The 21,712-nt window shown below is 69.0% G+C and carries 17 protein-coding genes; 3 read left to right on the top strand and 14 right to left on the bottom strand.

The window, feature by feature from the left end; translation table 11 throughout:
* On the bottom strand, positions 1-2,749 hold a 2,749-nt coding region (locus HKK72_RS08765), incomplete at its 3' end, for an ATP-binding protein (protein ID WP_315987151.1).
* A 295-nt stretch (positions 2,750-3,044) separates the two neighbouring features.
* The gene (locus HKK72_RS40755) at positions 3,045-5,495 is read right to left on the bottom strand and encodes a hypothetical protein (protein ID WP_315987150.1); all 2,451 of its coding nucleotides are present in this window, start codon (positions 5,493-5,495) and stop codon (positions 3,045-3,047) included.
* Positions 5,496-5,822: 327 nt separating this feature from the next.
* Here HKK72_RS40755 and HKK72_RS08755 point away from each other — a divergent pair, with 327 nt between their 5' ends.
* The gene (locus tag HKK72_RS08755) at positions 5,823-6,785 is read left to right on the top strand and encodes a hypothetical protein (protein WP_187233763.1); all 963 of its coding nucleotides are present in this window, start codon (positions 5,823-5,825) and stop codon (positions 6,783-6,785) included.
* Between the two features lie 27 nt (positions 6,786-6,812).
* Here the strand turns inward: HKK72_RS08755 and HKK72_RS08750 are convergent, their stop codons facing one another.
* On the bottom strand, positions 6,813-7,475 hold the full coding sequence (locus tag HKK72_RS08750; RefSeq protein ID WP_187233762.1) for a multiprotein-bridging factor 1 family protein: 663 nt from the start codon (positions 7,473-7,475) through the stop codon (positions 6,813-6,815).
* Positions 7,476-7,721: 246 nt separating this feature from the next.
* Here HKK72_RS08750 and HKK72_RS08745 point away from each other — a divergent pair, with 246 nt between their 5' ends.
* Positions 7,722-7,994 (top strand): hypothetical protein, encoded by a 273-nt coding sequence (locus HKK72_RS08745; RefSeq protein ID WP_187233761.1) that lies wholly within the window; start codon positions 7,722-7,724, stop codon positions 7,992-7,994.
* A gap of 169 nt (positions 7,995-8,163) precedes the next feature.
* On the opposite strand, the gene HKK72_RS08740 is transcribed toward HKK72_RS08745, so the two are convergent.
* The 11 genes from HKK72_RS08740 to eccD form a co-directional block, all read right to left on the bottom strand.
* The gene (locus tag HKK72_RS08740) at positions 8,164-8,703 is read right to left on the bottom strand and encodes an SMI1/KNR4 family protein (protein ID WP_187233760.1); all 540 of its coding nucleotides are present in this window, start codon (positions 8,701-8,703) and stop codon (positions 8,164-8,166) included.
* A 63-nt stretch (positions 8,704-8,766) separates the two neighbouring features.
* Positions 8,767-9,261, bottom strand: a complete 495-nt coding sequence (locus HKK72_RS08735) for a hypothetical protein (protein WP_187233759.1) — start codon at positions 9,259-9,261, stop codon at positions 8,767-8,769.
* Between the two features lie 39 nt (positions 9,262-9,300).
* Positions 9,301-9,633: a hypothetical protein gene (locus tag HKK72_RS08730; protein ID WP_187233758.1), complete on the bottom strand. Its 333-nt coding sequence runs from the start codon at positions 9,631-9,633 to the stop codon at positions 9,301-9,303.
* 10 nt (positions 9,634-9,643) lie between these two features.
* Positions 9,644-10,480: a YbaB/EbfC family nucleoid-associated protein gene (locus HKK72_RS08725; protein WP_187233757.1), complete on the bottom strand. Its 837-nt coding sequence runs from the start codon at positions 10,478-10,480 to the stop codon at positions 9,644-9,646.
* 180 nt (positions 10,481-10,660) lie between these two features.
* Entirely contained in the window at positions 10,661-12,049 is a 1,389-nt protein-coding gene (locus tag HKK72_RS08720; RefSeq protein ID WP_187233756.1) for a S8 family serine peptidase, read from the bottom strand.
* A gap of 100 nt (positions 12,050-12,149) precedes the next feature.
* The gene (locus tag HKK72_RS08715) at positions 12,150-13,256 is read right to left on the bottom strand and encodes a hypothetical protein (protein WP_187233755.1); all 1,107 of its coding nucleotides are present in this window, start codon (positions 13,254-13,256) and stop codon (positions 12,150-12,152) included.
* Positions 13,257-13,288: 32 nt separating this feature from the next.
* On the bottom strand, positions 13,289-13,720 hold the full coding sequence (locus HKK72_RS08710) for a hypothetical protein (protein ID WP_187233754.1): 432 nt from the start codon (positions 13,718-13,720) through the stop codon (positions 13,289-13,291).
* A gap of 146 nt (positions 13,721-13,866) precedes the next feature.
* Positions 13,867-14,166 (bottom strand): WXG100 family type VII secretion target, encoded by a 300-nt coding sequence (locus HKK72_RS08705; RefSeq protein WP_187233753.1) that lies wholly within the window; start codon positions 14,164-14,166, stop codon positions 13,867-13,869.
* Positions 14,167-14,209: 43 nt separating this feature from the next.
* Entirely contained in the window at positions 14,210-14,530 is a 321-nt protein-coding gene (locus HKK72_RS08700; protein ID WP_261986658.1) for a WXG100 family type VII secretion target, read from the bottom strand.
* Between the two features lie 232 nt (positions 14,531-14,762).
* Positions 14,763-16,181: a type VII secretion protein EccB gene (eccB, locus tag HKK72_RS08695; protein WP_187233751.1), complete on the bottom strand. Its 1,419-nt coding sequence runs from the start codon at positions 16,179-16,181 to the stop codon at positions 14,763-14,765.
* A gap of 10 nt (positions 16,182-16,191) precedes the next feature.
* A complete protein-coding gene (eccD, locus tag HKK72_RS08690; protein WP_187233750.1) occupies positions 16,192-17,589 on the bottom strand; it encodes a type VII secretion integral membrane protein EccD in 1,398 nt (465 codons plus the stop codon).
* Positions 17,590-17,710: 121 nt separating this feature from the next.
* On the opposite strand from eccD, the gene eccCa reads away from it, so the two are divergent.
* Positions 17,711-21,676, top strand: coding sequence for a type VII secretion protein EccCa (gene eccCa / locus HKK72_RS08685; protein ID WP_187233749.1), 3,966 nt, complete (start codon positions 17,711-17,713; stop codon positions 21,674-21,676).
* Positions 21,677-21,712 lie beyond the last annotated feature (36 nt).

Genomic DNA, 21,712 nt, shown 5'->3' with positions numbered 1-21,712 from the left:
CCTCGTGATCGTCGTCACCGGCGATGGCCGTACGGGCGAGCGGCCGGTTGCGCTCGAGCTCGGGTGACAGCGGGTGCCGCCGCAGGGCCCACAGCCGATGGCCGAACTTGGTGTCCGGCTGCTGCTTCAGGCCCGGCAGTGAGTAGTCCATCGGCGGCGCGAGCGCGTGCTTGTCGGGGGTGCCGCCGCCGTAAGGAAAGAGCCGGTCCATCTCGTGCAGCCATCGCACCTGCGGGATGACCCAGGTGCCGCCCGGCAGGGATCCCGCGAGATCGTAGGCTCCGCCGAGCATCTGCTGGCCGACCCCGGCCACTGTCGCGATGAGCTCCTCAGGCCGGAAGGCGACCCGCAGCGCACGCGCCCGCCGGCTCACGCACCGCTCCAGCACGGTGGCGAGCACGCACTCGCGGAGCCGGGCCGTCAGGCGCGACCAGCCGCGGCCGAGCTCGGACGGTACGGCCGGCAGCGGCCGGTTGACGGCATGGGCCAGGACGAGCACGTCGGCCCACACTCTCAGCCACGCCCACTCGTACGCCGTCGCGAGCAGGTCGGCCTCCCGCAGCTCGTACAGTGTGCAGGCCCGTCCGGACCGGCACTCGCACCCGCACGCCGCGGAGCGACGGCCGTCGATGGGCGGCGGCGGGCCGGCCATCGCCCGCTCCCGCCCCTCGCCGAGCGGAACGCGAACGCGGAGCGGGCGGTCCATGCCGTCCGCGAACACTGCCGCAACACCGGGACGCAGCGACACGACCTCACGGGACTGGTCGTCATCGAGGTTCATCGCCGCCCCGACCTGGTGTCGGTCGTCGAACGCGGGCAGCCGATGCACGACCTTGAGCGCGGTGTTCTTGATGACGTCCGGCACGAGCTTGGCGGGGATCTGCTCGGCGACGACGATGCCCTCGCCGTACGCGCGGATCTCGGCCAGCATTCCGGCGAAGAGTTCGACGGCGTGCGCGCTCGCCCGCTCCGAGCCTCGGTTGCGCAGCAGGCGGTGCGCCTCCTCGATGACGATGACGTGCCGCAGACCACCGGACGGATCCTCGTCGCCCTCGCGCTTGGCCCGCATCCGGAGGTGCTCGACGATCCGGATGATGAGCGTTCCTATGAGGAACGCCTTGTCCTCGTCGTTGGCGACGTCCTCGATGGCGAGCACCACGTTGTCGCGCAGCAGCCCGCCGATGTCGGCGCCGTGGCCGCCCTCGAAGAACCGCCCCGCCGAGCCGATCCTCAGCGACCGCAGCCGCACGTCCACGAAGCCCTTCATGTCGGCCATCAGCTCCCGGCCGTAACCGACGTCGTCGACGACCTGCAACGCGGCGTCCTGCAGCTGCTCGAGCGTGGGCACCGAGGGTTCCACGAGCGAACCGGGCACTCCCGCCCCGGTCACGACGTCCCAGCCGTTGGCCTCGTAGACCCGCTGGAGCGCCTGGGACATGATCTGGGGGAACGGCTCCTCGGCGTCGAACGCCGCCTGGAACAGGGCCCGCACCATGTCGATATGGGCCTGCACGGGATAGCCGGGCTCAGGGGCGAGCGGGTTGACCGAGACTGGAACGGCACTCGGGTCTGACGGGTTGATCACCGTGACCGGCGCGCCCAGATCCTCGATCCGGCCGGCCATCGCGGCGTACTCCGACTTCGCCGGCTCGATGGCGAGCCACGGAATCCCCGCGCGAGTCAGCTGTTCGAGCAGGTGGCGTACGGTCTGCGACTTGCCCGCGCCGGTGGCACCCGTCACGAAGACGTGCCGGTTGATGGTGGATCGGGGCACCGTGAACGTACCGACCTGCCGGTCCTGCCCGTCCAGAATGGTGCCCAGCGAGATCTGCTCGGAGCCGCCGGCGGTCTCAGAGGTCACGTCGAAGTAGCCGGCCTCGAGCACCCGCAGTCCGGGCACCTCCCGCCGCGGCAGGCCCGCGAGTGCGGCCAGCGTGCCGGCCGTGGCCACGAACGGGAACTGGAACTCGTTTTCGGCCAGCGACGGCCTCTGGTGCGTGGTGGCCGGCAGCGCCACCGGGCTCAGCAGCTCGCCGAACCGCAGAGAGCCCTGACCCGACCTCAGCCGGTACGGGTGGTGACTCACCTCCATGGAGCCGACGAGCACCGGTGCGATCTGTCCCAGCTCGGTCTCGCTGGCCGCCCCCGCCAGTACCCGCACGTTCCACAGACCCGCCTCACGAAAGGCGTCGAGCTCGGCGAGCCGCTGGTCGGTGCGCTCGGTCACCAGCCGGCCCTGCTCCTCTTCTCTGCGCCGCTGCATCTGCAGGTCGTACTGCAGATCGTGAATCTCCTCGTCGATCAAGCGCTCGTCGCAGGGGTCGGCGACCACGAACCAGCCGAACGGCCGCTCCATGAGACTGACCAGCGTCGACTCGAAGAGCCCGGGCCGGTCACGGTCGCCGCGCTGCTGAACGAGGCGCGGAGCGAGCCGGCCCGGACAGCGGGTCCACACCATGTGCTCGGCCTGCCGCAGCCACTCCTCGCCGATCGCCACGCCACGCGCCCCGTTGGGGAAGAGCAGGCCATGGCGGCCGGTGTCGTCCGGCGTGGGCTGCCCGGCGTTGGTGATGAGCTCGAGCGGCGAGCCGTTCCCCCGGGACAGCCAGCCGACGACGAATGGACGGTGCTGCTGGGCGGCCGACAGAGCGGCCGGCAGGACGGTGACGAAGTCCCACTCGGCCGAGGAGACCCGGTCGGGTGCGGGTATCGACTCGATGCGGTACCAAGGGCCGAGGAGCGCGGTCACGATTCCTCCATCCGGCCGGTGTCCGTGGGCGCCGGGGCAGCCTGTGCCGTGCTCGTCAGTGTGCTCAGAACCTCGCTCACCCCAGCATCCTGACGCCGCCCGGCCGCCCACGCCAGCGAGCCGTCCGACTTGGCCGGGCCCCGGAGGGTGTCAGACCGGTGGCCGGCCGGCGGGCGCCACGGCCGGATGCGCGAACTCGACGACATCTCCGCTGCGCGACGGGATGCGCGACGAGGTCGAGACCGGCTCCCTCGATGCCGGACCGGGGCCGTCCGAGGTCGGCGCCGACGAGCGATCAGTGCTTCTTCCGGCGGAAGTCGAGCCGCTCCGGCGGCGGCCCGAGGTTCGGCGGCGGCTGGACCGGCGCGCCGCCGGCCGGTTCCGCCCCCGGTGCGGACTGCGGATCCCGCCGCTCGGGCCTTACGGTGTGCTCTCCGTTCGAGGGCGGCACAGGAGCGGACCCGGGCGTACGGGCGTCGCCGTCGCCGCTAGGGCCGGCGTGCCGGGCACGTGGTGTGCCGGGGGACGCGGTGCCACGCTGCGGTGTGCCGGGCTCCGGCCGACCGGTGCGGGAGGCCTCGTCCGGTCCGCCGTCCCGCAGCGCCTGCCGCTCGCCGGTGCCGATGACGGCAGCCGCCGCGGCCGCGTCGAGGGCGCTCTGCTCACGCAGATACTCCTCGTACTCCACGGAATGCACGGTGGGAAGCGTCATGATCCCGGGGTTGGCGTCGACGAGCCTGACCCGCCGGCCGTTGGCGGTGGCGTGCGTGAAGATCATCGCGGTCGGCGGCAGCTCCTGCATCTGGTGCGGCTCGACGAGCAGCTCCCGAGACCGCCGGCCGCCGTCGCGCTGAGCGGGCGCCCCATCCCCGGGACCGCCGTCCCCGGAACCGCCATCTCCGGACGTACCATCCCCCGGCCCGTCGTTCGCCGGCTCTCCGCTCGCGGCACCGCCGTTCGCGGGCTCGCCGTCCACACGCGCACCGCCCGCGGGAACACCGCTCGCCGGCGCGCCTTCCGCGGGAGCGCCGTTCACCGGATCACCGTTCACGACATCGGCCGGCCCGCCGACGCCGGCCCTGGCCGCCTCGGCGATGCTCCGGCCCCATGGCGTGGCCGTGTTGATCCCGCGTACGAGCGCCTCGTCGTTCTCGGCCGGGTCGGGCAGCGGCGACCACCCTGGGTCGGTGAGCGCGTCGCCTCCACGGGCACGGGCGTACGCGACCGTGCTGGCGTAGGGGTCGTGCTTCAGGTCGGCGACCGTCTCACCGGCGTGGTCGGTGATGGCCGCCACGTTCAGCCGCTGTTCCACACCGATGTGCTCGGCCGCGACGCGGGCGTCGTCGGCGTTGCCCAGCCGCATGAAGCCGACCGCGGCGTGCCCTCGGCCGAGCCGTTCCCGTACGTGCCCGGGAATGGAACGGTACATCAGGACGAGGCCGGTACCGGTGGTCTCGCAGGCGTCGATGAGACGGTCGAGGACGTCACCACGGAGCTTCTCCGCCCCGCACAGGAAGAGGGTGTGGTCCCACCGCCGCCCGGCCGGCGACTCGCGCAGCACATGCGTGAGCGCGGTCGCGACGTACGTGCCGAGAACGCGGTTGGTCAGCACGCCCGCCCGGCGGTCCATGGACACCACGTGCAGGCGAGACGGCGGCAGCCGAACCGGCTCGGTGCCGAGCACCTCGAGTTTGCGCAGCTGTGACTCAAGGGCCCAGGCGCGCTCGATCACGACCTGGTCCGCGGCGCCACGGCCGAACATCGTGGTGATCCGCCTCAGTTGCTCCTCGGTGATGAGCCCGAGGCGCAGGTCGTCGCGCGGGTCGCCGACCTGGGCCAGCGCCCGGAGCGCGGCGGTGAGCTGGCGGACCGAGGCAGTGCCGCCGAAGACGACGAGGATGCGCTCCAGGATCGCGTTGTCGAACGACAGGTCGCGCGTACTGCTCTGTTCCTCGCTCGCGCTCACCACCAGCGAGAGCACATCGGCCATGGCCTCAGGGCCGAGCTCCCTGGTCAGGTCGAGACGGGGCAGGTCGGCGGGCAGCACCCAGACCAGCGGGTCGTCACCGCGGTCGCCGGCCAGCCGCACGAGATCGTGCGCCACCGCGCCCTCGGACAGGTCGAGCACGGTGACCTGGGCTCCGGCGGCGAGCCGGGCGGCGCCCATCATGGTCACGGCGGCCGACCAGCCGGCGAGGGTCCCGCCGACCACATCGACGCGGTCGGCTCCCGGCGGGACGCTGACGGGATACCACTCCTGCTGGCTCTCGTACGCGTTCCGGCGCCGGTCCCACTCGCGGTAGGCACGGGCGTGCTGCTCGTGGGCGGCGTTGAGCTTGCGCTGGCGGTTCTCGCGCTGGCGCTCCAGCCTGGCGCGTTCCTCGTTCACCCGCGACCGCAGTGCCTTCTCACTCTGATAGACCGTGCATCCGGTGATGAGGATGATCACGGCGCAGGCGAGCAGGCCCACGGCGGCGAACGCCCAGTGCAGCAGGCCGGACATCCACGCCACCATGAAGATCAGGGCCCCGACGCCCGCGCCGGCGGCCGTGATCTTGAGGTGCCGGTTGAGGAGGTTCTCACCGCGCCGCTGCGTCGCCAGCCAGCTCTGGCTGATCTGCTCGGCCTCGGGTGGCCGCGGACGGCGCGGCGGCGGTCCGGGATCCGGATGCACCCGCGCGTAGTGCCAGCCGACGTAGACGCGGTCCGCTTGCGTTAAACGCGTCGTCGCTGACCCGCTCGTCACGTCGGTCACGTTCAGGCCTCTGGGCAGTCGGAATCGTCCACGTACAGCCTAAGAAGGTTTCGTAGCATTCGTATGCAGTTCGCCGGAATCACTATGTATACCTGACTAAGCGGGGTAATCCAGTCATCGAGGTCGCTACAAGGGAGCTCAATGGGTTCCACGCCGAGAAAGGCTGACCACATCCGGTCGCGGACTCCCGGCCGCCACGGTGATTTCGGACGTGAACCATGGACGTACAGGACAATCCATCTCCGGTGATGTCGCGCGAACGGCCAAAAACTGTCGATCAGGGCATAACCCCACACGTCCTCCACTAGCGTTCTGGCCATGTCATGGCCTGGACAGGGACAACAGCACTGGGGTCAGCCGGGAAGCTACGGCGGCGGCGACGACCCGTACCCCCTGCCCGGGCAGGGGCAGGCACCTCCACCGGGAGCCATGCCACCGCAGGCGCACCCCGTCCCCGGCCCCCTCCCCGGCGGTTATGGCCCACCACCTCCGCCATCGGGCGGAAGCGGCGCGGCCATCGGCGTGATCCTCGCGATCGCGCTGGTCGTGGTGCTCATCGTCGGCGGCGGCATCACCGCACTGGTCCTGCTCGGCCGGCGGGCCCCGGCCCCGCGCCCCACCACCAGTCCGGCGCTTCCGCCGCCGCCCGCACCGGAGTCGTCGGCGTCACCGTCGTCGTCGCCGGTCCCGAGCCCGACGAGTTCGACGGTGCGGCCGCAGATCGCCGGCTGGCAGGGTGTGGCCGCCGTCAAGCACCGCCTGGCCTACGACGTTCCTCCCGGTTGGAAGGTCCAGAGCGTGGGGATGATCGTGGGCTTCGAGGACGCGGAGGGAAACATATTGGCCGGGATGAGCGGCGCGGCCGGTATCCAGCAGGGAGAGTGCACGCGTATCCAGACCGGCGTCTCCGGGGGCAGCGCACCCGACACGAGCCCTTCGGCCACGACCTCCGAGCTGCCGAGCACGGCACAGTACGCGGCCCGCCGATGGGCCAATGCGGGCTACACCCCCAAGAACGGCAGCGCCCCGTCGGTACAGCTGAGCAGCCCGGTGCGGGTCGTACGCGGCGGTATCACCGGCTACCACGTCACGGCGACCGTCACGTTGAACGGCACCCGCGGCCCCTGCGACCCGCCGCGGGCGGTCGTGCACACGGTCGCGTTCCCCTCGACGGAGGGCGACCCGGTCGTCTTCATCACGGTCGCCGACCGGGGGGTCCCCCTGGAACAGAGCGACGACCTCATCAGCAGAACGATCTCGAGCATCCGTCCTCTCAGCTGACCTCGGCACCAGCGCCGCGCCGCCCCATCAGCCGACCGCGCCGTCCGGCGCGGGGACGTACGGCTTCGCCGGAAGACATGGTCTCGCGGTCACCGGCTCACGGCCGAGGGCACCCATGATGCGCACGGCCACCGGGGCGGTCGGCGGGATGCCGCCCGCCTCGCACCGGGCGATGACCGATTCGCTGGTCTCCGCGGCGTCGGCCAGTGTCCGGATGGTCCAGCGCCGCTGCTCACGTGCCGTTCGCACGGTACGAGCGAACTCGTACGACTGCTTGGCGGCCTCGAAGACCTCGGCGGCCGAGGGGGCCTCCATGCGCTCGTCCCGGAGTTCCCCCCACCGCACGTGGTCGTCCGGCCGGTGGGTCGCGCACCGCAGCAGCGCCTCCCTGGCCCGGTCGACCTCGTACCGGCGCTGCACCTGGCCGTCGCGGAACACCGTGAGCAGCACCAACCGGTGATCGGGTCCGAACCAGTAGGTGAGCCCGACCGCCTCGAGCCCCGCGAAGAACCGCAGTGCGTACAGCCTGCTGAAACTACCGCCGAGCTGCGCGGTGTACGGCCTGGACAGGAGGGCTCCCTGCAGGGAGAGCACGCTGACGAAGAACGCCGTCGTCGCGAAAGAGGCCGTGGGGAGTTGGTAGAGCCAGTCGAGCACCTCGGCCTCTAGCTCGATCCTCCGCTTGCTCATGGCGCATGATGCTAGGACTCATCGGCATCTTGCGGGACTACCCCGGAACGTGAGCTTTCCGCTACCCATGGCGACCTTCGCGCATCGCGACGCCACGACGGCGTTCCGCTCCCGGCATCAGACGCTCGCGAGCCGACGTCCATCCCGACACATGACCCCACAGGGTAACGAACTATGCACTACGCGTAACTAAAAGTCGGCACTCTTAAGGGAGGAACATCACCACGTCGTCAGAGGAGAGCCCCGATGTCGATCGACACGCATACAAACCGGGAAACCCAGTCGCTGACCGCGCTGGCCGTCGAGCTCAACGCGCGGGTCGGCGTGCGCGCGGAGGTCTCCGTCATCGACAGGGCAGCTCCGTTCCTCAAGGCCACCAACCGCACGACACCCCTGCTCACCGAGCAGATCACCGTCACTGACGATCACTATCGATGGTCATGGGGTGAGTCGATCGGACCGGTGTCGGATCCGGGGTCGGCGGCGGCACAGGTAGTGAAAGTCATCCGCGATCGATAGCGCACCATGACCGGGCGCGGCGTCGCCGACCTGGCGCACGGGGCGCCGCGCCCCCGAAATGAGCACGCCCGGTGAACCGGATATCCGCAGCCCTCGGCGGCGAACACCGCCGTCCGGCCGCACGGCACGGGCGGCACCGTACTTGACCGGCCGCGTTCTCGCCTCCGGCTCAACCTTGCCCCGCGCGCAACCTCTCCACGTAACGCCTGTTGTACTCCGTCATCGAGGCGATGAACTCCGCGAAATCCGCATAGCGATCGATCTCCTCACCATCGATCCACGAGACCTGGCCCGCGCCGGGCCATCCTTCGCGGATGACCAGGAAGAGATCTCTCATCCCCTCGCCCGCGGCGACCGGGATGACGCCGTCCGGGTCCAGTCCGAGATCGTCAAGTACGTCCTCCTCCTCGTAGACCTGAAGCAGCGCGTTGGCGATCCTCCAGTTTCCCTCGCCCTGCAGCTCGGGGATTCCGAAAAGGTCCACGCGGAAATAGAATCTCTGCCATCCATTCGCATGAAGCAGGAATTGTCGGTAACCAGCGGGCAGACGTTCACCCACATTCCGCTCGAATGCTTCGAGTTCTGCTGGCGACAACTTCAACCTTGGTACCGTAAATGGTTCGAGATTTTCTTCGTCAAGTTCGGTGATCTCATTCTTTGTGAGGATCATCTCCCCGAGGAGCGCCGGCCAGTCCACCTCTTCGGGCATCGCCACCATCACACACCCTTCGCGCCGCCGCCACTCGCACCGCGCGGCGGGGTGAATCTCACTCTAGCCATTAAGAATGGCTTGCAGGGCGAAGTCGATCAGCTGGTCGAGAATCAGAGACGTGATGATCTTGAAGAACGGGATCTCGAGGAGCGACGCGCCGAAGGTGGCCACCGCGGTGGCCACCGCCTGGAATATCTGGATCGCCAGCATGACCAACTGAATGATCACGTTGATCTTCAGGACCAGTACGATCGCGGCGCACACCATCATCGCGGCGCCAATGATCGTGGCAGCGGTTCCGGCGTCCTCCAGGGCCGGCGCGGGTGCGTCCTCCTGCGACCATGCCTTTCGGAAGGCCTCGATGCCCTCGCCCTGGTTGCCCGTCCACACCTGCTGCGCGTGACCGTGGGCCGCGCCCACGGGCTGCCCGAGCTTTCCCGAGAAGCCGAGCCAGGCACCGCCCATCTTGAAGAGCTTCTCTTCGTCGGCCTCGGGCCAGTCATAACCCAGCATGCCGAGCAGGGAGATCAATTCTCCGGGGAGTTGCAGACCCATCTGTTCACCTATGTGTCATGCACGGACCAGTGCCTCGGATCACCCGAGGATGTCTCGCACGCGATTGACCTCGATCTTGCTTGCGTCCTCCGCCTGGAAATAGGTGGAGGCCATCGTGTTCACGCCGTCAGCATGGTCCTCGAGTCCGGCGAGGTTCTCCTCGATGCATTCGCCGGCGACCTCCAGAATGGCGTAGTAACACCCGCCGATCAGGGCGCCGATCATGTCCTGTCCCCACGGCTCTCCGAAACTGGACAGCTCCCCCTGAAAGGCCTCCCACTCCGAGCGAAGCTGCTGGACCGCCGACCGAATCCCGGAGCCTCCACGCCGAATCTGCTCGGCATCGACTTCCAGGTGACCCGAACCCACCATGAACCCCCGGCTAGCGCTTTTGGATGCTGCTCATCAGAGCGTTCAGCGAGCGCACGTATCCGCCCAACTGCTCGAGGCTCTGGTCCTGGACCTCGCGCACCCGCTGCGACATGTCCGCACCGAGACCGCGCATCCTCTCGGCCGCCTCCAGCCGTGCCTGCTCCAGGCCCGCGTTGGCGGCGATCAACACCTGCGCCGCCAGCTCGTGCGACGCTGATCGCATGGCACGCGGGCCGAACTCGATCTGCTCGATCCGGCCGCTTCCGCTCACCTTCACGCGGACCGTGCCTTCACCGGCCTCACCCACTCCGCCGGGCGGCTCACCGCCCGGGGATGGGGCGATCAGCGCACCGACGGTCTGCTGTGCCCGCTCGAAAAGGTGCTCCATCCCGTGGAGACCCGCGTCACCACTGACGTAGGCACGATCTCGGATGCCGCCGAGCGCCTCATTGATGGCGCGGTTCATCATGTCCAGTTGACGCAGACCGGCGTTCTGCACCTCGCTCAGCCGCTCCATCAGAGTTCCGGCATCGGGCACCATATCGATCTGCTGGGCGGACGCCTGAGCGCGCACCGAATCCAGAGCGGCGTTCAACGCAAGTGAAATGGCGTCGGCGAGCTCTGCGGTATCCATCCGCATCACCCGCGGATCCAGCGTGAGGGAGTCGAATCGTCCGCCGGTCAGGGCGACGGCGTGCACCCGCCCCTCGACCGCTTCGCCCTCGCCGCGCAACTCCGCCTCTGCGCCGTCACCGGCAGGCGACACGGTACGGGAGCCCAGCGACTCGCGAGCGGCACGAAGCTTCTGCTCGAACGGGACGTCATCCGCCTCCGGATCGCCGACCATCGCCTACCCCGCTCTAGACCTATCCCAAACACACTGACGGACCTACAAAAACCGCACTATGGTAACGCAGCGACTAGCTCCGCCGGAATGACAGCTCTTCCCCCTATATCGGCACAAGGCATAATAAAACGCCGTGTTGGTCAGTTCGAGGTCGGCGCGAATGGGAGCGGATCGGGTCCGTCACCGCTGGTCGCGGCCTGGCGCATCCCATTGGTCGGGTCGACGATCGGGATTCTGGTTCTGCGGCGGCGGTGGCGCACCGTGAGGTCGCGGGCCGCCATCCCGTGGCGCGAAGTGGGGAGGGGCGCCCGGTGGCGCCCCGGGAGTTCGACCCGGTCGAGGGTACGGATCACCGGGCGTCGGATGACCACCGGGTCGCGGGAATCCACCCGGCTGGAGGAAACCGCTGGGAGCAGGCCGGCGGCGACGGCTTCGGCTGCCGAAGAAGACGACGGCAAGAATGGCGATCACTACGGGGATGACGAGAATGGTCAGTGCTCGCCAGGCGATCGGCGCGTCCGTGTCGGACTTCGACCCGTCGGCCTTCGACCGGCCGGCCGCGTCGGCCTTGTTGGCGGCGGCCCACTTGTCATAGGCGGCGAAGACCGGGTTCGGCGCGTTCTTCGGCGCACTCTGGGTCAGGGCGCGATAGGGACGGATAAGACCGTATCCGGTTTGACGGTCCTTTCCCGGCGCGCCCACATCACCTGCCGAGGCGATGATGCGCTGGACAACGTCACGCGCCGGCATCGCCCGGAACTTCGACCGCACCAAGGCCACGGCGGCCGAGGTCAACGCCGTGGCCGAACTGGTGCCGCCCGAACTGGGGTGGAACTCCCCGTCCCGCAGCACACTGCCGACCTGAGCCCCCGGAGCCGCGACCGCGACATACGGCTGCCGCTGCGTCTTGGCCCAAGGCCTGAACCTGTAGTCGACGGCCCCGACGGCGAGCACCCCCGAGCAGTTCGCGGGGAACACCGACGCATTCGTGGTGTCACCATCGTTGCCCGCGGCCGCGACGATCACTACATCGCGCTCGATCGCATAACCCACGGCCTCCTGCACATCACTTGGGCACGCCGCACGTCCTGCCTGGGAAACGCTGATGACCTTGGCCTTGTGATCGGCCGCGTACCTGATCGCCGATGCGGCCCCGTTCAGACCCTCCGTCACGACGGGCAGGATCTTCACACGCGGCGCCACACCGACGAAACCGGTGCCTCTCCCTTGTGCGGCGATCAATGACGCCATTCCAGTGCCGTGCCCTGGGACCTCCGACTTGTCGACGTCGGTACGGCCGTCACCACCTCCGCTGGAGGCGTCCGTGCCCGGCAGGACCACCCCGGAGAGCTCGGGGATACTGGCCTGAACCCCGGAGTCGAGAACGGCGACCGTGACGCCCTGACCCTGGGTGATCGGCCAGAGTCTGTCCTGGACCCCCCAGGTGGTGAACCACCACTGCTGCTCGAGCGGCTTCGGGTACGCCGACGCCCAGCCGGGCGAGGATGTCGCCGCCACCATGAGCAGGGCCAGCGTTGCTCCGGCCGCCGCTCGACTCGATAGCCGCATCGACGTACCTCACATATCTGCGGTCAATGCCCTCACCAGGTCTGGCCAGACTGAACCGCCCAGCCTGCCATGTCGTCAGCCGTCAGATCCGGCCATTGGCTCAGCCGATGACCGGCGGTGTCGCATCGCCGTCGGCTCCCCACACGTCCTCGTCCTCGGTGAGCCAGGTGGTGCGTTCGCGCTCTTCTTCGTTGCCGCCTTGGCCGCCGCCTCCGGCGCCCATGGGCATGCCGCCCATTCCGCCGGCCCCAAGGGCGTTCTTGCCCAGAGCGCCCGCGCCCGGGAGTCCGCCGGGAAGACCACCGGCAGCCAGCCCACCGGCGCCCACGCCGCCGGCCGGCAGCCCGCCGCCCGCGCCGGCGCCGCCACCCGGCAGCCCGCCGCCGGCACCGAGGCCGCCACCGCCCAGACCGCCACCGCCACCTCCGGGGAGTCCGGCGAGCTCGCTGCCGCCGCCGGAGAAGTCGCCGCCGCCCGGGAACCTGCCGCCGCCCGAGCCGCCGTCCGGCAGGTTCCCACCGCCCGGCAGCTTGCCGCCGTCCGGCAGGTTGCCGCCACTCGGCAGGCTGCCACCACCGGGGGGCATTCCGCCACCGGGGGGCACGCCGCCACCGGGGGGCATGCCGCCCGGCTTGGGAGTGCGCCCGAAGGGGCTGGCATAGGTGTCGGGCATGTCGGCCTGAATGGTCTTGGGGAAATTGTTGTTCGACTGGACCGTCTGGTCCTGCAGCTGGTCCATCAGCTGGCCGGCCTGATAGTTCCTGGTGGCCAGACCGGCCGCGCCCCCGACCCCCATCCAGTCGGAGCCGTACCAGTGGCCGCCGCCCATGCTCTCCTGCCAGCTCTTCTGCATTTTGGCATGAGTTTCCAGGGCCGAGCCCGTCTGGTGGCTCTTCCGGTAGATCTCGTTGGCCTGGTCGTAGGCCTTCTGCATCTGTTTCATGGCCGCGACGGCGTCATTGCCGCCCCAGTGCTCGGACAGTCGCCTCGCCTGCTTGTAAATCAGCTCGACGGACTCGTACATGCGGGTCGCCATCGCGGTGAAAGCAGCCCCTGCCGTCTCGACCTGGCCGGGCTTCATCTCCATGACGATTTTCTTGAGCTCTTCGTACTGGTTCTCCCAGAAGAATACGGAGTTCCCGCCGCCGATCTCCGAGCCGCCCGTGCTTATCTGCTCTGACCTGATGTCATGGTTCTGTCCGGACATCGTCTTCCCGTCCCTCTCCCCTGCCCGAGCCGTCAGGCGTAGAACTGTGAGCCCGAGTTCGTCGGCGACCCGCCGGTGTGCATGCGGTCGAAGCCCGCGGCGTTGGTCTGCTCCGTCTCCCTGTGCGTGTCGGCCGCCTGCTTGATGGAGTCGATCAGGCTTTCATAGGCGGTGAGGAACTGACTGTAGACATTCCCGATCTGGTCGTAGGCGTTCTTGGTCGTCATTGCGAGACCCTGCGTTGCCGGATAATTGCCCAGCTCGGCCCTACTGATCCGGCCCTTTTCGTCAGCCTGCAGATCGTTCAAGGTCCCCCTGCCCCGCGATTTGAGTTCGGTCAAATCGTCGTGCAACAACTTGTGCACGTTCTTGAGCACGTCGTGGTGGACCAGAATTCCCTTGCCCGGCGAGGGCAGGTCCTCCGGGTATCCGTTCCCGCCCCCACTGTCATTGACCGGCGCCATGACTGATGCCTCCCGTCGGCTACCGCCGTCTCCTGGTTATCTGGCTGGATGGTGTCGCCGGTGCCTGCGGCTCCCCTACCTGAAACGAGAAACCGGGCCGGCGGGCCCATCGCTCCGCTGGCCCGGTGACCCTGATCATGCTGACGTCAGCCGCCCCAAAGGCCGGTGTTGGCCTTCTCGGCCGCCTGGTAGTTGGAGTGCGAGTCGCCGATCGCGACACCGAGCTGCTGCACGACGTTCTGCATATCGGCGGCGGCCTGGTCCCACTTGGCCTTGGCCTGCGTGTAGAAGGTCCGCGCGTCGCCCTCCCACTGGGCGAGGCTGCCGTTGAGCTTCGCCTCGAGATCATTCAGCTCGTCGCGCAGCGCACGGGCGGCCAGGGAGAAGTTCGCCTCGCCCGCCGTCAGTGCGCCGAAGTTCGCCCTGGTGTAGTCGTCACCACTCATCGTCTATTCCTCCGTCGTCGCGGCGTCGTCAGGGGTGGGCGGCTCAGGTGGTGCCGTTGAGCAGGGCCTGGACCTTGTTGACGGCCTCGTCGGCCATCTGCTCCTTGGCCTCGTACGTGATCTTGGTGTCGACGAGCTTCTGGTGCATCTCCTCAAGCTGCCGGAGGACGACCTTGAAGTCCTCGTCGAACCGGCGGAACACGTTCTCGAACGCCATGGAGGCCCGACCCTCCCAGCCGCGCCGCATCTCGTTCTTGTGGTCTTCGAGCTGGATCTGCAAGCCCTTGATCACACCTGCGGACGCATCGATGTCCTGAGCGGCCTTGGCCATTGCTTGCCTATCGACAGCGGACTGTCCTGACATCCGTCACCTCCCAGTGACTACTGACTGACACGACCCGAGGCCTGATCAGGGGAAAGGCGCGGGTCCGCCGCCGTGAGCCCCCGCTCCGCGACCACCACCTCACCGTGCGTCCCCATTAAACCCTTAGGCACGGGCAAGATCGCTTTACGCAAAGATCTCTTTACTCTACGAGTCCAATAGGAGGTTGTCCATCCTCGTTCGCCTATATTGACATAAGTCTGACGTTTACCAGTCAACCGCCGTTCCCGGTCGCGGGAACATTTGTTTGGACCTGCTGAGCGGCGGCTTGGGCATCGAGGGTGGGGCCGATCGGGATGAGCTCCAGGACGTCCGCCGGCACTTTCGCTGCATTCCCCGGAACGTCGTAGCCGAGCTTGCCTGCCTCCTCCGCTGACCTGAACGCGAACCTGCGCCCCTCGGTGACCAGGTAATACGTGCTGACCGCCGCCGCCTTTCCCTCGCTGGGCACCAGCCCGGCAACGGCGGCGCCGCCGGGCGGGAAGACGAACTGGTCCGCGCCGCCCGAGTTTGCGGCCACGCTCTGCGGTGGCGAGGGCAGCGTCCCCCCGATCGTCAACCGCCCCCCGGTGTTGCCGGTCGCGTCCTCGTAGGCCGCGCACAACGCGCTCGTGTCGGTGTACTGGACGATCGCCGGGGCCCGCTGCGGCAGTTCGCCGTTCGCGAGGTTCCGGCTCGACTGGTGGGCGTTCGCCTTGGCCGAGTCGGTGAGGATCGTGGCGACGGGCTGGTCACCGTAGGCCTTCGTCGACTGCGGATCCGCGCGCAACAGCTGCATCTGCAGTTCGCTGATCCGGGCCAGTCCGTCCTCGAGCAGGACGTACACCGCGCCGCCGGCCGCCTCGTCGACGGTGAAGATCTGGCCGACCTTGGCCGGGCCGTTCGGGCCCGTCACCGACTTTCCGCGCCCGGGAACGTCCGGCGCCGCGTAGGGCGGCCCCTCGGGCAGCGCGTTGAGCCACTTGGCGGCGACCTCGGGCCTGTTCTGCGTCATGGAAGCGACGGCGTACGAAGGCACCCGGAACCGCTTGTTCCGCCACAGGAGCCAGGCCTGATCGTCGGCCACGACGACAACGGCCTGGTCATCGCCGAGCGGCCGACCGCCGACCGAGCGCCCGGCGATCAGCGTCACCGCCGAAGTGCGCCCGGACACGCCCATCTCCACGGTACGTACGCACACCGACCACGGGCTCTTCACGAGTTTCTTGGCATCGGGCAGCGTGTCAGGAGCCCCGGATATCCCGATCAGCGGTCCTCGCTCGAACTCGCTCAGCGAGTTCCGCGACACGGTCCGCCGGCTCTTGGCGTCGGCTCCGGCCAGCAGCCGCGCGGACACATAGTTGGCCACCGGGCAGAGTTTTCCGTTCTCGCACCAGATGTACCGGGCGCCGGTCTCCTTCTCGACGATGAGCATGCCGGCCTTCTGCAGGCCCGTGGCGCCGCCGGGCCGCACGATGCCGATGATGCCGAAGACCGCGGCGATCAGCACGGCGACCATCACGCCGGCGAAGGTCGCGATGCTCAGCCGGCGCAGCGGCTGCTCCGGGTGGTCCGGTTCGCCGAGCATCAGGGCCTGCGAGGCCCGCTGGGTCATCAGCCGGTGGGCCTGCAGCAGGTCTTTTCGGGTCTGCATCCTGTCGCCCCTAGCCGGCCAGGCCGCGTACGTACGAGAACAGCCCGACCTCGCCGAGCGCCAGCGGCACCAGGCTCAGCACCACGAGCAGATCGATGATGTCGGCCGCACGCCCCCAGAACGGCGAGGGTCGGTGATCGGGCAGCCAGAGGCTGACGCCCACCACGACCGCGGTGACGGCGAGCAGGGGTGCGAGCACGGCCATCAGGATGACGGACTGGTCGGCGCCGACCGAGCTCGCCACCGCCAGCACGCCCAGTCCCGCGACGCCCGGGACCATGAGCGCCAGGCGCTGGGCCCGGCCGCGGAAGATCCGCGAACGCAGCAGCAGGGCGACCGCCACCACCGCGCTCATCGTGGGGCCGAGCCACCCGTCCGAGAACGCCAGGGGGATCTGGGCGGCGAACCCGACCAGGCCCAGCCCGAGGACGATCCCGGTCACGAACCGGTCGGCCTGCGCCGTACGGCGCAGCACCTGCTGGCCGTCGACCATCAGCGTGTCCCGCCGCAGGTCCTCGGCGCTCTCCGGTACGGGGGGCAGCGTCACGCGCGCCAGCCGGAACGCGATCGTCGGGGTCAGCGGCATCAGGCCGCTCGTCACCGTGACGGTCACTGCGGCGACCCCGGCCGCCGAGACCCCGTCGAAGAGCACCGCCATCCCCGCGCCGATCGCGCCCATCAGCGCGGCGAAGGCCGCCCCGAGAAAGACCGGCAGCCCGTCCGTGACGCCGACCGCGGCGACCATGGCGACCAGCACGACGACGGCGAATCCCGACAGCGCGTGAACGGCGCTCAGATCCGTGAGTGCGGTGTCTCGCGCCGGCGCCAGCAGGCCGGCGAGGAACGCGTGCGGCAGGGCACAGAAGCCGAGGACCACGCCGGCCCGGCCGTCACCGACCGCGCGTGATATCGCGACGGCCGCGATCAGTGTGAGGAGGCCGAGCACCCCCGCGGCGATGGAGGGCAGGATCCACGAAGGCCCGGAGAGCAGTACGACCGCGGCCGCGGTCGCTGCGGCGAGGGCCGCCACGCCCATGCCGAAGTTGCGCGTCCACTCCACCCGCCAGCGGTCGGGCCGGTCGTTGACACTGGTCGCGACCACGTCGGCGACATCGTCGAAGGACATTTCAGGCAGCTGTGCCATGGTCGGCCGCAGGTACAGCATCTCGCCATCGCGCAACGTGGCCTGCGCCGGTGTGACGGCCCCGTCGAAGGGCGCCTCGTCCAGCCGTTGCAGCACCCAGCCGCCGTGGGCGAGCCCCGCGTCTGCGAGGTTGTCACCGGAGTAGTGGAGGATCGCCGGCCACAGCTGGGCGAAGGGCACATGGGCGGGCAACGAAATGTCGACCCGGCGTTTCGGTCCCACGATCGTGACCCGGCACAGTTCCGCCCCAGTCGTCGGGCTCACGTCACTCCTCACAGGTTCTGTTATCACGGCGGGTTCCCACGCACGGTGGAAACCGTTACAACATAGACGTGTAGCCATAGGATGACCATCCAGACTGGATCGACTCAAGGGGAGCCCTGCGGTGAGCACGGTCCTGGTTCGGCGTAAAGAGCGCAGAAAGCCACCTGAGCTGCCCCGCGGCGAAATCCTGCTGGAATCCCCGCCGGAGCTGCCCGAAGTCGTGTCGGACGGGTTCCGCAACGTTCTGACTTTCCTGCCCATGGCAGCGGGGTCCGGCGCGATGGTGTTCATGTTCATGAACCCGAACGCCAGCACCATGCAAATGGTCGCCGGTGGGATGTTCGCGGTGTCGATGTTCGGCACGATGTTCGGCCAGATCGGGCAGCGCGGCGGCGAGCGCAAGACGAAGCTGGACGGCGCACGGCGCGACTACCTGCGCTACCTCGGTCAGGTGCGCACGAGAGTCCGCAAGGCCGCGAAGGCGCAGCGCGAGTCGCTGGAGTGGAACAACCCCAATCCGGCCAACCTGTGGTCGATCGTCATGAGCGCCCGGATCTGGGAGCGGCGGGCCAGCGACCCGGACTTCTCGAACGTACGGATCGGCACCGGCTCGCAGCGACTCGCCGTACAGCTCATCGCACCGGAGACCAAGCCGGTCGAGGACCTTGAGCCGATGAGCGCCGGCGCGCTGCGCCGTTTCATGCGCAGCCACTCGACCGTGCCGGGGCTGCCGGTCGCGATCTCCCTGAAGTCCTTCGCCCGCGTGTTCCCCTCCGGCGACCCCGAGGCCGTGTACGGCATGGTGCGGGCGATGATCATGCAGATCGCCGCCTTCCACTCGCCCGATGACGTGCGGATCACCGTGTGCGCCTCGCGGGAGCGGATGGCGTGGTGGCAATGGGTGAAGTGGCTGCCGCACGCGCTGCACCCCACCGAGCACGACGCCGCCGGGCAGGTCCGGCTGCTCGCCCAGAGCATGTCCGAGCTGGAGGCGCTGCTCGGCGAGGAGATCAAAGACCGGCCGCGGTTCTCCCCGGGACTGTCCCCTGACGACCTGCCGTACCACGTAGTGATCATGGATGGCGGCGCCGCGTCGTACGACTCCCAGCTCGCCGCCGACGGCATCGAAGGCGTCTGCGTCATCGACCTGACCGGGACGGTGGCGGCCACGAGCGACGCCACCACGTTGCGGCTGCAGGTCGCCGCCGACAAGGTGCAGATGCTCAAGCGCGACCGTACCGGCAAGGATGTGGCGACGCCGATCGGCAAGCCCGACCACGCCTCCATGGCGCACGCGGAGTCGCTCGCCCGCCAGCTCGCCCCGCTGCGGTCGAGCGCGGCGAGCACCGCGGAGGAGGAGGACGTGCTCTCGGGCACCATGACCCTCAGCTCGCTGCTCGGCGTCGAGGACGTGTTCAACATCGACCCGGCGCAGGTGTGGCGTTCGAGGGCGCAGCGCAACCGCCTGCGGGTGCCGATCGGCATGGACGCCTCCGGCCGGCCGATCGACCTCGACATCAAGGAGTCCGCGCAAGGTGGCATGGGCCCGCACGGTCTGTGCATCGGGGCGACCGGATCCGGTAAGTCCGAACTGCTGCGCACCCTCGTGCTCGGCCTGGCGATGACCCACTCGCCCGAGGTCCTCAACTTCGTGCTCGTCGACTTCAAGGGCGGCGCGACGTTCCTCGGCATGGAGGGGCTCCGGCACGTCTCGGCGATCATCACCAACCTCGAGGACGAACTGCCGCTGGTCGACCGGATGTACGACGCCCTGAACGGCGAGATGGTGCGCCGTCAGGAGTTCCTGCGCGCGTCCGGCAACTACCCCTCGCTGCGCGACTACGAGAAGGCGCGGATGGAGGGCGCGCCTCTGCAACCGATGCCGACCCTGTTCCTGGTGCTCGACGAGTTCTCGGAGCTACTGTCGGCCAAGCCCGAGTTCGCCGAGCTGTTCGTGATGATCGGACGCCTGGGCCGGTCACTCGGGGTGCACATCCTGCTCGCGTCGCAGCGGCTGGAGGAGGGCAAGCTGCGCGGCCTCGACACCCACCTGTCGTACCGGATCGGTCTGCGCACCTTCTCGGCGATGGAGTCCAGGACCGTGCTGGGCGTCCCGGACGCCTACGAGCTGCCGTCCGCACCCGGCCACGGCTACATGAAGTTCGGCACCGAGACGATGACCCGGTTCCGGGCCGGTTACGTCTCCGGCCCGGTGGAGGACGAGGCCCAGCCCGAGCAGCAGTCGGCCCAGATCGTGCAGCAGGTCGTGCCCTACGTGCCCGACTACATCCGCCCGCACGTCATCGAACAGCCCCAGCAGGGGCAGCGGCAGGAACAGCGCAGCTCCGAGTCGCTGTTCGACGTCGTCGTACGTCAGCTCGCCGGGCACGGCCCGACGCCGCACCAGATCTGGCTGCCGCCGCTCGATGCTCCGCCCCCGCTGAACGAGCTCCTGCCCCAGCTCTCGGTGACCCCGCAGCAGGGGTTGACCACGGCCGGCTGGGACGGCCGCGGACGGCTGCACGCCGTCGTCGGCATCGTGGACAAGCCGTTCGAGCAGCGGCGTGACCCGTACTGGCTGGACCTGTCCGGCGGCGCCGGGCACATCGGCATCGTCGGCGGCCCGCAGACCGGCAAGTCCACGATGCTGCGCACGCTGATCGCCTCGCTGGCGCTCCTGCACACCCCGGCCGAGATCCAGTTCTACTGCCTGGACTTCGGCGGCGGCACGCTCGCCGCCATGGCGGAACTTCCGCACATCGGCGGGGTGGCCACCCGGATCGACGCCGACCGGGTGCGCCGTACGGTCGCCGAGGTCAGCGGGCTGCTGGACCAGCGCGAGCGGGTCTTCGGCGAGCGCGGCATCGACTCCATGGCCACGTACCGGCGGATGCGCGCCGACGGCGAGTTCCCCGGCGACGGCTACGGCGACGTGTTCCTGATCGTGGACAACTGGCTGACCCTCCGCCAGGACTACGAAAGCCTCGAGGGCAGCATCACTCAGCTCGCCGCCCGTGGTCTCGGCTACGGCATCCATGTCGTCGCGTCGTCCAACAAGTGGTCGGAGATGCGCAGCAACGTCCGCGACCTGCTCGGCACCAAGCTCGAGCTGCGGCTCGGTGACGCCTACGAATCCGAGGTCAACCGCAAGCTCGCTCAGAACGTCCCCGAAGACCGGCCGGGCCGGGGCATCACCCGTGAGGGGCTGCACTTTCTCACGGCTCTGCCCCGGATCGACGGCGAGAACTCCGCGGAGTCGATCTCCGATGGGGTGGGCAAGCTCGTGCACGCGCTCCGCGAGTCGTGGCACGGACCGGTCGCGCCCAAGGTGCGCATGCTCCCCGACGTCCTCCCGTTCGACGCGCTGCCCCCGGCCGCGCAGACCGGCGCGCAGATCCCCATCGGTATCGACGAGGTGTCGCTGTCCCCGGTCCTCCTCGACTTCAACGCCGATCCGCACTTCGTCGTGCTGGGCGACACCGAGTGCGGGAAGTCGAACCTGCTCCGCATGATCACCAACGGGATCATCGAGCGGAACACCACCGATCAGGCCCGCATCATCTTCATCGACTACCGCCGCTCGCTGCTGGACGTCGCCAACACCGACCACCAGATCGGCTTCGCCGCCTCGTCCGCCGCCGCGCAGTCTCTGGTCAAGGACATCCACGGCGCGATGGTCAGCCGGCTCCCACCGGCCGACCTCACCCCCGACCAGTTGCGGTCGAGGTCCTGGTGGACCGGGGCGGACCTCTATCTGATCATCGATGACTACGAGATGGTCGCCACCTCGGACAACCCGCTGCGCCAGATCGCCGAACTGCTGCCGCAGGCCCGCGACATCGGCCTGCACGTCATCGTCTCCCGCGCCATGGGCGGCGCCAGCCGCGCCATGTTCGATCCGGTGATCCAGCGGATCAAGGAAATGGCCTCACCCGGCCTCATCATGTCCGGCAACAAGGACGAAGGCGCTCTGATCGGCAACGTCAAGGCGCACAAACTGGCTCCGGGCCGCGGCTACTACGTCGAGCGCCGAACCGGCACCCGCCTCATCCAGACCGCTTACCTCAACACCGAGCAGAGCGGCTGACGACACCGAACATCCATGGCCCGAGCATGGAAGGCC

It is taken from the genome of Actinomadura sp. HBU206391 (assembly GCF_014323665.1).
GTDB lineage: Bacteria > Actinomycetota > Actinomycetes > Streptosporangiales > Streptosporangiaceae > Actinomadura_C.
This window is presented reverse-complemented; position numbering and strand designations above follow the sequence as displayed.